The sequence below is a fragment of the Bacillus sp. 7705b genome (genome assembly GCF_002289525.1).
In the GTDB taxonomy this organism is placed as follows: Bacteria; Bacillota; Bacilli; order Bacillales; family Bacillaceae; genus Bacillus; species Bacillus halotolerans.
In genome coordinates this window covers 1-14,082 of the sequence record NZ_NSDH01000025.1, presented here as the reverse complement: position 1 = coordinate 14,082, position 14,082 = coordinate 1, and the positions used below count along the sequence as shown (strand labels likewise).

The window sequence follows — 14,082 nt, the reverse complement described above, 5'->3', positions numbered from 1 at the left end:
CCAATTTTACTTACTTGATAAGTTAAATTGGTGTTTGTGCTTGAAAATATAATGAAGCTAATCATATCAATGATCTACTTATGTAGATCATTTTTTTATTGTATGAAAGTGTCGATGTAAGCATTGGGCTGTATTTCATAAAAAGTCGCTTTAGCCCTTTATTATTATATTTCCCAAAAAACTTTTTTGAAATACATTGACACTTTATCATATCCATGATATATTTATATTCGTCGGTTAGATACGACGTAAAACTTGCCGGTGTGGCGGAATTGGCAGACGCGCACGACTCAAAATCGTGTTCCTTCTGGAGTGTCGGTTCGACCCCGACCACCGGTATACAAAAGAACCCCGTTTCTTACTTATGTAAGAAACGGGGTTTCGTTTTTATTAAAAGAAGGAGCCTATATTAATAAGCAGAGGCTCCTTTTTGTTATTTACTCAGCATATTGGTCGATGATCTCTTCTAAGACCTCTTCAAGTTGTTCGATATCTTCAAGCTCTGATTGTCTGAAACGGACACGTACGAGCTGCTCTCCGTCATTATACATCTCTTCCAGCCATCCACGCAGGCCTCTTGCCCGGCGATCGACTTCGAAAATAATTTCTAAACTGTCTTCCTCTAAAAGAAAAATAAGCTCTAATTCATCAAGCATCTGACGGTAATAGCCTGATGTTGGAACAAACTCAAATTCTTGAACGAAAGGCAGACGGCGCTGGAAGTAAGATGCCTGTTCACAGTCTGCTTCGTTAAGACGGAAGCCAAGGTTTTCAATTGCTTCTAACACATTTTCAACCCAAGGGTGTGCTTCTACGAAGATACGATCGTGATCTGATTTATCAATACCGCCTTGAATGTCAAGGTCTGTCACTACTGCGACTTCTACCTTCCCTACAGTAATCGGTGTATCAAGAGGCAGGATGAAGGAGAACGGAAATTGGTGTTCTTCTCCAGGCTGAATGGTGAATGAACCAGTTACCCGAAAAGAATGAATTGTTGCGTGTTTCCGGTGCTCTTCATCGTCTTTTACAATGACATATCTTGTGTTGAGCTGTAAGTCAATATAACGGATATCCTGGGCGATTTTCCCGCCTTTTACATGTACAGTTCCGCGGACTTCTTCTCCTGGACAATACGCATCTTTCTCCAAAATGGTATCGACTTTTGCTGCGCCGATGCCGGCACTTGCGGCAAGTTTCTTAAAAAATGACATATTAGATCTTCCCCTTTTTCTTTTTCTCAACAGTTATACGTGGGAAGAAGGAAAAAAGGTTCATTTATTTTGAAATAAATGAACCTTTTTTCCTATATTCGTTTATCTGAGGGACAGACTAAAAGTGATGCTTAAGTATAGGAGGAGATATGTATGAATAAAGAAACGATGGTCGCTGATGAATTACATAGAATGTTTTTAGCTGGTGAGCTGCAAATCACAGTCGAGGAGGACATTAACAATCTTTCAGAAAGACTGAGAAGCGGTGAACTCAGATTAGACAGTTTGACCGGGGAAGATGCGTTTATAAAAGAAACAGTAAACGAAGCGTTAAGAAGAGTGGAGCAATAAAATAGAGAGACGGCTTCTCAAAATGAGAGACCGTCTTTTTTTATGGTTTAAGAAGCACTTTAATGGCTCCGTCTGTTTTCGTATCAAACACCTCATAACCGTGCTTTGCTTGATCTAACGGCAGAACATGGGTGATGATGTCGCCCGGATCTACTTTACCTGTAGCAATCAGTTCATACAGGTACGGCATATAATGAATGACGGGGGCTTGGCCGGTTCTAATATTTACGTTCCTTTGGAAGATGTCTCCGAATGGAAATGCATTGTATCTCATTCCGTACACACCTGTCACTTGAATTGTGCCGCATTTTCTGACAGCCTGTGCCGCCGTTACCAGCGCACCCATGGCTCCGCCGTGCATTTTAACACCGGTGGCGAGAAATTCAAGCGGGGACATTTTGCCGTCCATTCCGACGCAGTCGATGACGACATCTGCACCGCCCTGTGTGATTTCTTTCAAATATAAACCAGCGTTTTCATGATGCTCGAAATTAACGATTTCTACATTGTTTGTTTTTTTTGCGTGCTGAAGGCGATAGTCTACATAATCCACTGCAATGACTCTTTTGGCGCCTTTCATCCATGCGAATTTTTGCGCGAGCAGCCCGACAGGACCACAGCCGAGAATAATGACGGTATTTCCCTCTTTTACTCCTGCGTTGTCTACGCTCCAATAGGCTGTCGACATAGCGTCTGAAAGCAATACCAATTTCTCATCTTCTACTTCACAGTCATCAGGAAGTTTAAAGGGAGTGAAGTTAGCATAGGGGACGCGCATGTATTCAGCCTGGCCTCCGGGATAGCCGCCTGCTGAGTCTGAATAGCCAAAATAAGCACCGACTTCGCCGTTTGCATTTGAATTGTCACATTGGCTTTCAAGCTGGTTTTTGCAGAAAAAACATTCGCCGCAGCTGACGTTAAACGGTATGATGACACGATCGCCTTTTTTAACCTTGTGAACGTCGGGGCCTGTTTCTTCAACAATGCCCATTGGTTCATGGCCGATGATATAATCTTCAGGAAAATTGGGAACCATGCCGTGAATTAGGTGTAAATCAGATCCGCAGATTGCTGTGGTTGTCAGTTTGACGATGATATCATCAGGTTTTTTGATTTCTGGCGCTTTTACCTCTTTGACGCGGACGTCTTTAATGCCTTGATACGTAACAGCTTTCATTCATGATGTCTCCTTATTGTTTAGTGATCGGGCGTTGCGAATGTTCCGAGACGGTTCGTGTTATCGGGGAAAAGTTTTAGTCCGGCGATATCAACGGCTGTTTGTGCTGATTTCATATCGATTTGAAATTGTTTGTCCAAGTCAGAAGGGAAAAGCCAGCCTTTTTCCATCATGAGCTGTGATAGTTCTCCGTGCAGGTAAATAGCGGCGTCTAATTGATTTCGCAATGCTGTTCTGAGTTCTGGGCTTGCGGTTTCCGTGATGGCGACAGCATAATTTTTGATGCCGGTTTTTACGGAAATTAAGAAATCTAGGGCAAGTGCTGAATCAGCAAGGTCAGGCATGCCTTTTGCGTTTTTCGGGTCTAAGAAATCGTTCAATGATAGTCACCTCCTGTTATTGTCGGGGCCTTTTGATAGAGGCTCTGAAGCTCAGTTACGTCCCGTACAGACTGCTGTACATCCTTCTCCATAAGGGCTCTCAGTTCCTGATCGAACACCAGTCCCTGCATCATTTTTGATTTAAGTAAACATACGGTTTTGAAGTTGAGGATTTCGTGTAAATCAACTGTTTCGTGGTTTGCCAAACGGTCTTGTTCCATTTTTTCGGTCACCTCCTGATTCAAAGGTATTTTTACCTTGTATCATGCTTTTATGCGAAAGTGCTATAATGGGGAAAATATTTTCTTGGGGGAGTCGGATGATGAAACAGATTATTGCGATGGGTGGCGGAGGTTTTTCAATGGAACCAGATCATCTGGTTCTTGATCAATTTATCATTAATCAGTCAAAGCAGCCCTCACCTCGCATTTGTTTTTTGCCAACGGCAAGCGGGGATGCGGAGAACTATGTTCAGCGGTTTTACCATGCTTTTCAAAAGCTTGATTGTGACCCGTCTCATTTGTCTTTATTTAAGCCGCCGACAACAGATTTAGCCTCCTTTATTATGGAGAAAGATGTGATTTATGTCGGCGGGGGAAATACAAGAAATTTGCTGGTGCTGTGGAAGGAGTGGGGACTGGATCACATATTGAAAAAAGCTTGGGAGAACGGGATTATTTTAGCGGGATTAAGTGCAGGTGCGATCTGCTGGTTTGAAGAAGGTGTGACGGATTCTGCCGGACCGCTGACCGGTTTGAAAAGCTTGGGTTTTTTGCAAGGCAGTTTTTGTCCTCATTATGATGGAGAAAAGGATCGGAGACCTACATATCATCACATGATATCAGAGAAAGCGTTGAGCAGCTGTTATGCGGCGGATGATGGAGCAGCTCTTCATTTTATTGATGATCATTTTTTTCAGGCTGTGAGTTCAAGATCTGATGCAAATGCGTATCAGGTGGTGCTTCATGAAAATGAAATCTCCGAAATAGCATTGCCGATTACATATTTGTCTTGAATTTGCTGAATATTTTATACATTGCTCTTTTTTTCAGTTTGTTTTTATGATACGATAAGTGCGAAATTAATAGTTACTGGGGGTGCCCGCTGACGGGCTGAGAGAGAAGATATGCTTCTTAACCCTTTGGACCTGATCTGGTTCGTACCAGCGTGGGGAAGTAGAGGAATTGTTTTTATTATTGCTGAATACTGCAATAATATGTTTCTTTCTGACTGTAACCGGGTTCATTCAATTGAATCCGGTTTTTTGTGCTGGTTATGGGCTTGATTTTGTCCTTTCAAACAAAGAGAGGGGAAGGATAAGTGATGCAAAATCATTCAGTGCAGCAAGCCAACATTTCCATTATGTCGAGTTTTTCGGGGAGTAAAAAAGTATATGTAGAGGGGGCTTCGCCGGATATTCAAGTGCCGATGAGAGAAATTGAACTCAGTCCGACAACAGGATCATTCGGCGAAGAGGAAAACGCGCCGGTTCGTGTCTATGATACAAGCGGACCGTATACGGTCCCCGATGTAAAAATTAATATTCAAGAAGGTTTAAAACCGCTTCGGCACAAGTGGATCACTGGGCGCGGCGATGTTGAAGAATACGATGGACGTGCTGTGAAGCCAGAAGACAACGGCTATAAAAAGGCTAACCCTAATGTAAGCTATCCCGGGTTAAAACGGAAACCGCTGCGGGCGAAAACAGGCCAAAATGTCACTCAAATGCATTATGCGAAAAAGGGGATAATTACCCCTGAAATGGAGTTTATCGCTATTCGTGAGCATGTGTCTCCCGAATTTGTCAGAGATGAAGTAGCCAGCGGCCGGGCGATTATTCCAGCAAATATTAATCATCCGGAAAGTGAACCAATGATAATCGGCCGAAATTTCCATGTGAAAATTAACGCGAATATCGGGAATTCAGCCGTTACATCTTCGATTGAAGAAGAAGTGGAAAAAATGACGTGGGCGATTCGCTGGGGAGCAGATACGATGATGGATCTTTCCACGGGGAAAGATATTCATACGACGCGTGAATGGATTATCCGAAATTGTCCGGTTCCGGTTGGCACCGTTCCGATCTATCAAGCGCTTGAAAAAGTAAACGGTGTAGCGGAGGATTTAACGTGGGAAATCTACCGTGACACGCTGATTGAGCAGGCTGAACAGGGTGTGGATTATTTTACGATTCACGCGGGTGTTTTGCTGCGATATGTGCCGCTAACTGCTAAACGGACAACGGGAATTGTGTCACGCGGCGGAGCGATTATGGCCCAGTGGTGTCTGGCTCATCATCAGGAAAGCTTTCTGTATACTCATTTTGAAGAAATCTGTGAAATTATGAAAACGTATGATATTGCCTTTTCTCTTGGAGACGGGCTTCGCCCAGGGTCAATTGCCGATGCCAATGACGAAGCGCAGTTTGCTGAATTAGAGACTCTCGGAGAACTCACGCAAATTGCCTGGAAGCATGATGTTCAGGTGATGATTGAGGGGCCGGGTCATGTGCCGATGCATAAAATCAAGGAGAACGTCGATAAACAAATGGAAATCTGTAAAGAAGCGCCTTTTTACACGCTAGGACCGCTGACGACGGATATTGCACCGGGCTATGACCACATTACATCAGCGATCGGAGCGGCGATGATCGGCTGGTACGGTACGGCCATGCTTTGTTATGTGACGCCGAAGGAGCATCTCGGGCTGCCAAACCGTGAAGATGTGCGGGAAGGGGTTATTACATACAAAATTGCGGCGCATGCGGCTGACCTTGCAAAAGGGCATCCGGGAGCGCAAATACGAGATGACGCTTTATCAAAAGCCCGCTTTGAATTCCGCTGGCGAGACCAATTTAACCTGTCGCTTGATCCGGAAAGAGCGCTTGAATATCATGATGAGACCCTGCCTGCTGAAGGGGCGAAAACGGCTCATTTCTGTTCGATGTGCGGGCCGAAATTTTGCAGCATGAGAATTTCTCAGGATATCCGTGATTATGCCAAAGACAAAGAGCTTAATGAGTGGGATGCCATTCAAGAGGGCATGAAAGAAAAAGCCGAGGAATTTGTGAATCAAGGGAGCAAACTTTATAAGTAACAGTATAGAAAGTCATTGACAGGCCGAATTGAATACGTTTAAATATAGCTAATATACATTTCCAACATTTGCTGATCGGATCACCGAAGGCTCTTATCTTTTGAGATAAGAGCCTTTTTTATTTTTAAAGGAGGGAGAAATGATGGGAACCAAAAAAGAGAAAGGGAGAAGACGCTTCAGAAAACGAAAAACATATGGCAATCAGATGCTGCCGCTGGCGCTTCTTATTGAAAAGAACAAGCGGGAGATAATGAATAGTGAGGAGTTAATGGAAAAAATTTATATGAAGATTGACGAGAAGCATACGGCAATCCGTAAATCTATGTAAAAAACCCGCTGAATAAACAGCGGGTTTTTTTCTATGCTATTAAACTTCTTTTTTAATCGGCAAACCTAAGCCCTCTGCTACGCGTCTTCCGTATTCAGGATCAGCTTTGTAAAAGTGCTCGATTTGGCGGAGTTTGATATCTTCTTTTTCTACTGGTTTCATTGCATTTACGATATTTTCTACAAGGCGTGTGCGTTCCTCTTCGCTCATTAAACGGTAGAGATCGCCTGCTTGTGTGTAGTGATCATTGTGATCGTAGCTTACGCTGTCAGCCATTCCTTGTACTGGATAAGCCGCTTGTTTATCCTCAGGTGATTCAGTCGGTCCGCCGAAGCTGTTTGGCTCGTAGTAGACGGAGCCGCCGCCGTTATTGTCAAAGCGCATTTGTCCGTCACGCTGATAGTTTCTTACTTCGTTGCGTGCGCGGTTGATCGGCAGGGCCTGGTGGTTTGCTCCGACACGGTAGCGATGCGCATCATGATACGCAAACAGACGCCCTTGAAGCATTTTATCCGGTGATACATCAATACCGGGGACCAGTGTTCCAGGTGAGAATGTTGCTTGTTCTACTTCTGCAAAGTAGTTTTCCGGATTTCTGTCAAGAACCATACGGCCGACTTCAATGAGCGGATAGTCTTTTTGAGACCATACTTTTGTGACATCAAACGGATCGAAGCGGTACGTATTTGCATCTTCTAAAGGCATGATTTGCACATATAATTTCCATGCAGGGAAATCGCCGTTTTCGATTGCATTGAACAGATCTTCAGTATGATAATCGGGGTTTTCACCGGCAATTTTTGCTGCTGTCTTCACATCAAGGTTCTTCACGCCTTGTTCTGTTTTAAAGTGATACTTGATCCATACGCCTTCGCCTTCGGCATTTGTCCATTTGAATGTATGGCTACCAAAACCGTGCATGTGGCGAAGTGTAGCAGGAATTCCGCGGTCAGACATCAGGATCGTCACTTGGTGTAGAGATTCCGGTGAAAGTGACCAGAAATCCCATACAGCTGTAGGATTTTTCAAGTGTGTTTTTGGATCTCTTTTTTGTGTATGGATAAAATCAGGGAACTTAATCGCATCGCGGATGAAGAATACCGGCGTATTGTTGCCGACGATGTCATAGTTTCCTTCTTCTGTATAAAACTTAACAGCAAATCCGCGCGGGTCGCGAACGGTGTCAGCAGAGCCAAGTTCACCGGCAACTGTTGAGAAACGGATGAACAAAGGTGTGCGTTTGCCGACTTCTGATAAGAAAGCAGCTTTTGTATATTTTGTTACATCGTTTGTCACTTCAAAATAACCGTGTGCGCCTGCACCTTTAGCATGAACGACACGCTCAGGAACACGTTCTCTGTTAAAATGGGCCAATTTTTCGAGTAAGTGTACATCTTGGATTAAAGTTGGTCCGCGAGAACCGGCAGTCATTGAATTTTGATTATCTCCAACTGGAGCTCCCCAGCTAGTTGTCAGTTTATTTGAACTCATGTCATCACCTCTTGGAATTGATAAGAACATAATATCATCTCTAAGTAAAAAGTCAATATTATTTTATAATGATTATAAAATAATCATTTTTATAATACGATAAAAACTATTGAAAAAAGCAGAAAACCCTTGGCAGAACAGTTTAATAGAGATGATCGAGGGTTCATAGAAATAAGCGCTATTTGCGAATATGAAAAGTAAGTGATAAACATTAATCCAAAAAATGTTGAATAAAAAAGAGTTGACATATCGGAATAATTTGAATTAACATGATATTCAAACAAAAAAACAATTGGGCAGCTGATCGGACCGCCGAAGGCTCTCATCTCTACAAAAACAGAGATGGGGGCCTTTTTGTTTTTTTAGAAGGCGGGGTTGGCAGAAGGAGAGGGATAAAAGTGGCTGTGACCATCAACATCAAGGAAAAAGCATTTGCTCAAGAAGGCCGCCAAACTACGGTCTTGGAGAATATTCAATTATCAATTGCACCGGGTGAGTTTTTAACGATCATCGGACCGAGCGGATGCGGAAAAAGCACACTTTTAAAGATAATTGCAGGACTTGATTCTGATTTTAGCGGGAGTGTCGAAATTAACGGACGCTATGTGACTGCACCAGGTATTCAGCAAGGATTTATTTTTCAGGAACACCGTCTTTTTCCTTGGCTGACGGTTGAGCAGAATATTGCCGCCGATTTGAATTTGAAAGATCCTAAAGTCAAACAGAAGGTAGATGAACTGATCGAGATTGTCAGATTAAAAGGATCGGAGAAAGCATATCCGCGTGAGCTGTCGGGCGGTATGTCTCAAAGAGTGGCCATCGCACGAGCTCTTCTGCGGGAGCCGGAGGTGCTGCTTTTGGATGAACCGTTCGGTGCGTTAGACGCGTTTACTCGAAAACACCTTCAAGACGTGCTGCTGGATATATGGCGGAGGAAAAAGACAACGATGATACTCGTCACTCATGATATAGATGAATCTGTTTATTTAGGGAATGAGATTGCGATCCTAAAAGCTAAACCGGGAAAAATTCACAAGCTGATGCCAATTCATCTGACTTATCCCCGAAACAGGACGACGACTGATTTCCAAGCGATCAGACAGAAAGTGCTGTCGGAATTCGAAAAAACAGAAGACTTTGAGTATGCAGAAGGATCAGGGATATAGAAAGGGCTGAAGCAGAGATGAAAAAAGGAATCATTGTATTGGCATCTATTTTTTTTCTGCTGGCAGGGTGCGGAGCAAATGGAGCCAGCGGTGATAAAAAACCATTGAAAGAAATTCGGATCGGAATACAGCAAAGCTTAAGCCCGCTTTTAATTGCCAAGGAAAAAGGCTGGTTTGAAAAGGCTTTTGAAAAAGAAGGCATCAAGGTGAAATGGGTGGAGTTTCAAAGCGGGCCGCCACAATTTGAAGGGCTTGCAGCAGATAAACTTGACTTTTCTCAAGTCGGCAATTCACCAGTGATCGCTGGACAGGCGGCAGGCATTGATTTTAAAGAAATCGGCTTGTCTCAGGACGGATTAAAGGCGAACGGAATACTTGTGAATCCAGCCAGCGGGATTAAGGAGGTCAAAGATTTAAAAGGAAAGAAAATTGCTGTAGCGAAAGGCAGCAGCGGCTTTGACTTTTTGTATAAAGCGCTTGATCAATCAGGCTTGTCAGCTGATGACGTGACCATTATTCAGCTGCAGCCTGATGAATCGGCCTCTGCGTTTGAAAACGGTTCGGTTGACGCTTGGTCCATCTGGGAGCCGTACCTATCCTTAGAAACAATCAAACACGGAGCGAAACTTCTTGTGAACGGGGAAAGCACCGATTTATATTCACCAGGGTTTACATTAGTTAGAACAACATTCTCTAAGGAACATCCAGACGAAGTGGTCCGTTTTCTGAAGGTATTTAATCAGGCGGTTGTATGGCAAAAGGAACATCCGGATGAAGCGGCTGACTTGTATGCAAAAATAAAAGATCTCGATAAAAAGGTCGTTGAAAATGTGCTGAAAAATACGGAGCCTCTGAATGAGGTTATTAGTGAAGACATTATAAAAGCGCAGCAGGAGACAGCGGATTTTCAATTTAAAACAAAAGCGATAGATAAGAAAATTGATGTGAGAGAAGTTGTTGATAATTCATTTATCAAAAAAGCGTTAAAGGAAAAAGTCTCTGGAGGTGATCCATCATGAAAGCAGAGGCTGCAGGTTCACTGCCGAAAGCAAATGCTGAAGCGATACAAAGAAAGCCCCATAGAATCAAATACGGGTGGGCAAAGGGGCTTCTGCTGCCTGCTGTGATCATAGCCATCTGGCAGGTGATCGGCAGTCTTGGCATCGTGTCGGCGACAGTGCTCCCTACACCTGTTGCGATCTTGCTGACGTTTAAAGAGCTCATTTTGACAGGCGAGCTCTTTGGCCATCTGCAAATCAGTATATACCGGGCAGCGCTTGGTTTTGTACTTGGTGCGGGGCTTGGACTATTGATCGGAATTTTGGCCGGATTTTCAAAACGGACGGAATTGTATCTTGACCCATCATTGCAAATGCTCAGAACCGTTCCGCATCTGGCTGTCACGCCGCTGTTTATTTTATGGTTCGGTTTTGATGAAATATCTAAAATTTTGCTGATTGCGCTCGGCGCTTTCTTCCCTGTGTATATCAATACATTTAACGGCATTCGCGGAGTTGACGCTAAGCTGTTCGAAGTTGCCCGGGTGCTTGAATTTAAATGGCACCAGCAGATGACAAAAGTGATTGTGCCGGCATCCCTGCCCAATATATTGCTCGGCATTCGCTTATCGCTAGGTATTGCATGGCTTGGGCTTGTTGTAGCGGAGCTGATGGGTTCAAGCTCAGGGGTCGGTTATATGATCATGGATGCCAGACAATTTTCACAAACAAATAAAGTGTTTGCCGGGATTATCATTTTTGCGGTGGTTGGAAAGCTGACGGATTCTTTTGTCAGACTGCTTGAACGAAAGCTATTAAAGTGGAGAAACAGTTACGAGGGAAAATAGACGAAAAGGAGAGATTGATATGGACATTCTTTGGTTTATTCCGACACATGGAGATGCAAGGTATTTAGGGTCGGAAAGCGAGGGGCGGACGGCGGATCATGAATACTTTAAACAAGTGGCGCAGGCCGCTGACAGGCTGGGGTATACAGGAGTCCTTCTGCCGACGGGAAGATCGTGCGAGGACCCTTGGCTCACAGCCGCGGCGTTAGCCGGGGAAACAAAGGACTTAAAGTTTTTAGTCGCGGTACGGCCTGGGTTAATGCAGCCTTCTCTTGCAGCCAGAATGACCTCTACCTTAGATCACATTTCAGATGGACGGCTGCTGATTAATGTTGTGGCAGGGGGCGATCCGTACGAGCTAGCCGGGGACGGACTGTTTATCAGTCATGATGAGCGCTATGAAGCAACGGACGAATTTTTAACTGTTTGGCGGGGGCTTTTGCGCGGAGAAACGGTTACCTATGAAGGAAACCATATAAAAGTGGAAAACAGCAATCTGCTATTCCCGCCGCGGCAAGCACCGCACCCGCCTATCTATTTCGGCGGGTCCTCACAGGCTGGAATTGAAGTCGCGGCAAAGCATACAGATGTGTATTTAACGTGGGGTGAGCCGCCTGAGCAGGTAAAAGAAAAGATCGAGAGAGTCAAAAAGCAAGCGGAAAAAGAGGGAAGAACAGTGCGGTTCGGCATTAGGCTGCATGTGATCGCCCGTGAAACAGAACATGAGGCGTGGGAAGCGGCTGAGCGTTTAATCAGCCATTTGGATGATGACACGATTGCCAAAGCACAGAACGCTTTGCGCCGTGCTGATTCTTCGGGTCAAAAGCGGATGGCGGAGCTTCATCGAGGCGATCGGACAAAGCTTGAAATCAGCCCGAATCTGTGGGCGGGTATCGGCCTGGTCAGAGGAGGGGCAGGCACGGCTCTTGTCGGAGATCCGCAGACTATTGCCGACCGCATAGCGGAGTACCAGGCCCTCGGCATTGAATCATTTATTTTTTCCGGCTATCCTCATTTAGAAGAAGCGTACTATTTTGCAGAGCTCGTCTTCCCGCTTTTGCCGTTCGAAAATGAGCGGACAAGGAAACTTCAGAAAAAAAGAGGAGAAGCCGTCGGTAACACTTATTTTGTCAAAGAGAATCATGCGTCAGTTTAAGTGAAAACACAGCCTCCGAACATGGTATGATAATCAAAAAAGGGGGCTGTTTTTTCTGAAAATACTTATAAGTGCCGTTACTCTGTTGGTCATGCTGTCTGCATGCGGAAATACGAAGCACATGGAAATCAAAGAGGCAGATGTTTCAGATATTGAAAAAAACAGAATGAAGATTGCGGCTCCGCATTCATTCGCTGCTGAAGTGACTAATATCAACGAAAGCATTTCTGAGGCTGACATGTACATTGAACATTACCAAAACGGAAAGCTTATTGAAACGATAGGTCCGGTAACGGCTGATTACACGGAAGAAAATCCTAATACATTACAATTTGTTTATTTTGAGAATGAGGAAGGGCAGAAAAAAATGAGCACCGTTCACTTTGGCATTGTTGATGAACAAGGGAGCAGCACGGCTGCTTCATCGTTTCAGCGTGACGTCAGCGCTGTACAGGAAATGACTCAAAATATATCATCAGCAGAGCCAATTTCTTTCGGGAAACCGATATTGATCGGCAGCAGCATAAAGGATTCTAACGGTACAATGAAAACCACTGGAAACAAAAATGAACTGATCAAACATAAAGATGCTCTGCTTTATTATGTTGAATTGCATAAATAAAATGGACGGCTTCGGCCGTCTGTTTTACCGAGCGGTGTGCTTGCATTTTAGAATACATCGTGATACATTTTAAATCGTAAATATTACGATTTAAAGGAGGCTTTTTCTTGGCTAAGAAATCAAAAGTGGCAAAAGAATTAAAACGCCAGAAGCTTGTTGAACAATATGTTGCTATCAGACAAGAGTTAAAGGCAAAAGGAGATTACGAAGCACTCAGCAAGCTGCCGAGAGATTCAGCACCGGGAAGACTCCATAACCGCTGTATGGTAACGGGCCGCCCGAGAGGATATATGAGAAAATTTAAAATGTCCAGAATTGCATTTAGGGAGCTGGCGCATAAAGGTCAAATTCCGGGTGTGAAAAAAGCAAGCTGGTAAGAAAAAACTCCGGACGATTACACCGCGCCGGAGTTTTTTTCATTTTTCTTGAAGGAAATGACGTAGGATATGTGCTGGATGATCATGATGATAAACACGATAATAATAGGGAAAAAGGGAATGTGTGACTGAAACAGCGGATAAAAAATGAGCAGGACAGCGGCGGCAGGCAGTGAAAAGTAGACGGCGATATATGACGCACGGCAGGCTTTTGCCGTCATCATCTGCTCTCTTTCATCCTGTTCCTCAAATTCATCTGGCAGCAGGAGATTTTTTGACGCAGGTCGGCTTTTCTTTTGTAAATAGATATAAACTGCAGCTGCCGCAATAAAAAGAATAAACGGGGTGATGTTTATTTCAAACATCATCTGGCCGTTCCTTGTGCTGAAAAAGGCTTCAATGCCTTCCGAAGCTTCAAAGTATGCAATCAGTGTCCAGCATGCAAGGCCGAACAAAACGAGGTGAAATGCTGCTTTTGTTTTCATGCCCATATTAGTCTTCCTCCTCTAGCCAAAAGACATCCTCCATTTTCATGGAGAAGGCTTTGCAGATTTTTAATGCTAATAACAGTGAGGGAACATAGTCTCCTTTTTCAATTGCTGCTACCGTTTGTCTCGTGACGTCGACCGTTTCTCCGAGTTTTTCCTGAGAATAGCTGAAACGCGCTCTGAGCTCTTTCACTTTATTTTTCATCATGACGTCTGCCACCTTCACATTCTCACTTTCTTCCATTGTATAGTTTATTTAACATTATGTAAATGTAACTTAACAATATTACAAAAATAAAAATTTTTTTCGACAAATTTTTTATATTCTCTTGACGAAAAATTAATAAACGTGTAACATAATAAAAGTCAAAGCGGTGCTGACACCGCCAA

17 protein-coding genes, 1 tRNA gene and 1 riboswitch are annotated in these 14,082 nt (G+C 43.8%); of the genes, 11 read left to right on the top strand and 7 right to left on the bottom strand.

What is annotated here, in order from left to right:
- The first annotated feature begins 257 nt into the window (after positions 1-257).
- A tRNA-Leu gene (locus CJU60_RS10735) sits at positions 258-339 on the top strand.
- Positions 340-437: 98 nt separating this feature from the next.
- Here CJU60_RS10735 and spo0M read toward each other — a convergent pair.
- On the bottom strand, positions 438-1,214 hold the full coding sequence (gene spo0M / locus CJU60_RS10730; protein ID WP_095713784.1) for a sporulation control protein Spo0M: 777 nt from the start codon (positions 1,212-1,214) through the stop codon (positions 438-440).
- 147 nt (positions 1,215-1,361) lie between these two features.
- On the opposite strand from spo0M, the gene CJU60_RS10725 reads away from it, so the two are divergent.
- Entirely contained in the window at positions 1,362-1,565 is a 204-nt protein-coding gene (locus CJU60_RS10725) for a hypothetical protein (protein ID WP_095713783.1), read from the top strand.
- Between the two features lie 40 nt (positions 1,566-1,605).
- Here the strand turns inward: CJU60_RS10725 and CJU60_RS10720 are convergent, their stop codons facing one another.
- The 3 genes from CJU60_RS10720 to CJU60_RS10710 are packed head-to-tail and all read right to left on the bottom strand — an operon-like array spanning position 1,606 to position 3,343.
- Positions 1,606-2,742 (bottom strand): zinc-dependent alcohol dehydrogenase, encoded by a 1,137-nt coding sequence (locus CJU60_RS10720; RefSeq protein WP_095713782.1) that lies wholly within the window; start codon positions 2,740-2,742, stop codon positions 1,606-1,608.
- A gap of 20 nt (positions 2,743-2,762) precedes the next feature.
- Positions 2,763-3,122 (bottom strand): spore coat protein, encoded by a 360-nt coding sequence (locus tag CJU60_RS10715; protein WP_010333479.1) that lies wholly within the window; start codon positions 3,120-3,122, stop codon positions 2,763-2,765.
- Positions 3,119-3,343, bottom strand: coding sequence for a hypothetical protein (locus CJU60_RS10710; RefSeq protein ID WP_024120670.1), 225 nt, complete (start codon positions 3,341-3,343; stop codon positions 3,119-3,121). Before CJU60_RS10710 ends, CJU60_RS10715 begins: the two co-directional genes overlap by 4 nt.
- A gap of 101 nt (positions 3,344-3,444) precedes the next feature.
- On the opposite strand from CJU60_RS10710, the gene CJU60_RS10705 reads away from it, so the two are divergent.
- The 3 genes from CJU60_RS10705 to CJU60_RS10695 all read left to right on the top strand — a co-directional run bounded on the left by CJU60_RS10705 (position 3,445) and on the right by CJU60_RS10695 (position 6,546).
- Positions 3,445-4,137: a Type 1 glutamine amidotransferase-like domain-containing protein gene (locus CJU60_RS10705; protein ID WP_095713787.1), complete on the top strand. Its 693-nt coding sequence runs from the start codon at positions 3,445-3,447 to the stop codon at positions 4,135-4,137.
- A 68-nt stretch (positions 4,138-4,205) separates the two neighbouring features.
- Positions 4,206-4,313, top strand: a riboswitch (TPP riboswitch).
- A 132-nt stretch (positions 4,314-4,445) separates the two neighbouring features.
- Positions 4,446-6,218, top strand: coding sequence for a phosphomethylpyrimidine synthase ThiC (gene thiC, locus CJU60_RS10700; RefSeq protein ID WP_095713781.1), 1,773 nt, complete (start codon positions 4,446-4,448; stop codon positions 6,216-6,218).
- A 142-nt stretch (positions 6,219-6,360) separates the two neighbouring features.
- Positions 6,361-6,546, top strand: a complete 186-nt coding sequence (locus CJU60_RS10695; RefSeq protein WP_024120673.1) for an FbpB family small basic protein — start codon at positions 6,361-6,363, stop codon at positions 6,544-6,546.
- Positions 6,547-6,585: 39 nt separating this feature from the next.
- Here CJU60_RS10695 and katA read toward each other — a convergent pair whose 3' ends face one another.
- A complete protein-coding gene (gene katA, locus CJU60_RS10690) occupies positions 6,586-8,037 on the bottom strand; it encodes a catalase KatA (protein WP_095713780.1) in 1,452 nt (483 codons plus the stop codon).
- A 398-nt stretch (positions 8,038-8,435) separates the two neighbouring features.
- Between katA and CJU60_RS10680 the strand changes: the two genes are divergently transcribed.
- From CJU60_RS10680 to rpsN, 6 genes are all read left to right on the top strand, one after another.
- Positions 8,436-9,203 (top strand): ABC transporter ATP-binding protein, encoded by a 768-nt coding sequence (locus CJU60_RS10680; RefSeq protein WP_095713778.1) that lies wholly within the window; start codon positions 8,436-8,438, stop codon positions 9,201-9,203.
- 17 nt (positions 9,204-9,220) lie between these two features.
- Positions 9,221-10,222, top strand: a complete 1,002-nt coding sequence (locus tag CJU60_RS10675) for an aliphatic sulfonate ABC transporter substrate-binding protein (protein WP_095713777.1) — start codon at positions 9,221-9,223, stop codon at positions 10,220-10,222.
- The gene (locus tag CJU60_RS10670; RefSeq protein WP_081638258.1) at positions 10,216-11,049 is read left to right on the top strand and encodes an ABC transporter permease; all 834 of its coding nucleotides are present in this window, start codon (positions 10,216-10,218) and stop codon (positions 11,047-11,049) included. The genes CJU60_RS10675 and CJU60_RS10670 overlap by 7 nt, the downstream gene beginning before the upstream one ends.
- Before the next feature lie 19 nt (positions 11,050-11,068).
- Positions 11,069-12,205 (top strand): FMNH2-dependent alkanesulfonate monooxygenase, encoded by a 1,137-nt coding sequence (gene ssuD / locus CJU60_RS10665; protein ID WP_095713776.1) that lies wholly within the window; start codon positions 11,069-11,071, stop codon positions 12,203-12,205.
- A 91-nt stretch (positions 12,206-12,296) separates the two neighbouring features.
- Entirely contained in the window at positions 12,297-12,827 is a 531-nt protein-coding gene (locus tag CJU60_RS10660) for a hypothetical protein (RefSeq protein WP_095713786.1), read from the top strand.
- A 107-nt stretch (positions 12,828-12,934) separates the two neighbouring features.
- Positions 12,935-13,204, top strand: coding sequence for a 30S ribosomal protein S14 (gene rpsN, locus CJU60_RS10655; RefSeq protein ID WP_024120680.1), 270 nt, complete (start codon positions 12,935-12,937; stop codon positions 13,202-13,204).
- A gap of 17 nt (positions 13,205-13,221) precedes the next feature.
- Here the strand turns inward: rpsN and CJU60_RS10650 are convergent, their stop codons facing one another.
- Together CJU60_RS10650 and CJU60_RS10645 are read right to left on the bottom strand one after the other, a co-directional pair.
- Complete coding sequence (locus tag CJU60_RS10650; RefSeq protein WP_095713775.1) at positions 13,222-13,695, bottom strand: hypothetical protein; 474 nt, start codon at positions 13,693-13,695, stop codon at positions 13,222-13,224.
- Between the two features lies 1 nt (position 13,696).
- Entirely contained in the window at positions 13,697-13,897 is a 201-nt protein-coding gene (locus CJU60_RS10645; protein WP_095713785.1) for a helix-turn-helix transcriptional regulator, read from the bottom strand.
- Between the last annotated feature and the right edge of the window lie 185 nt (positions 13,898-14,082).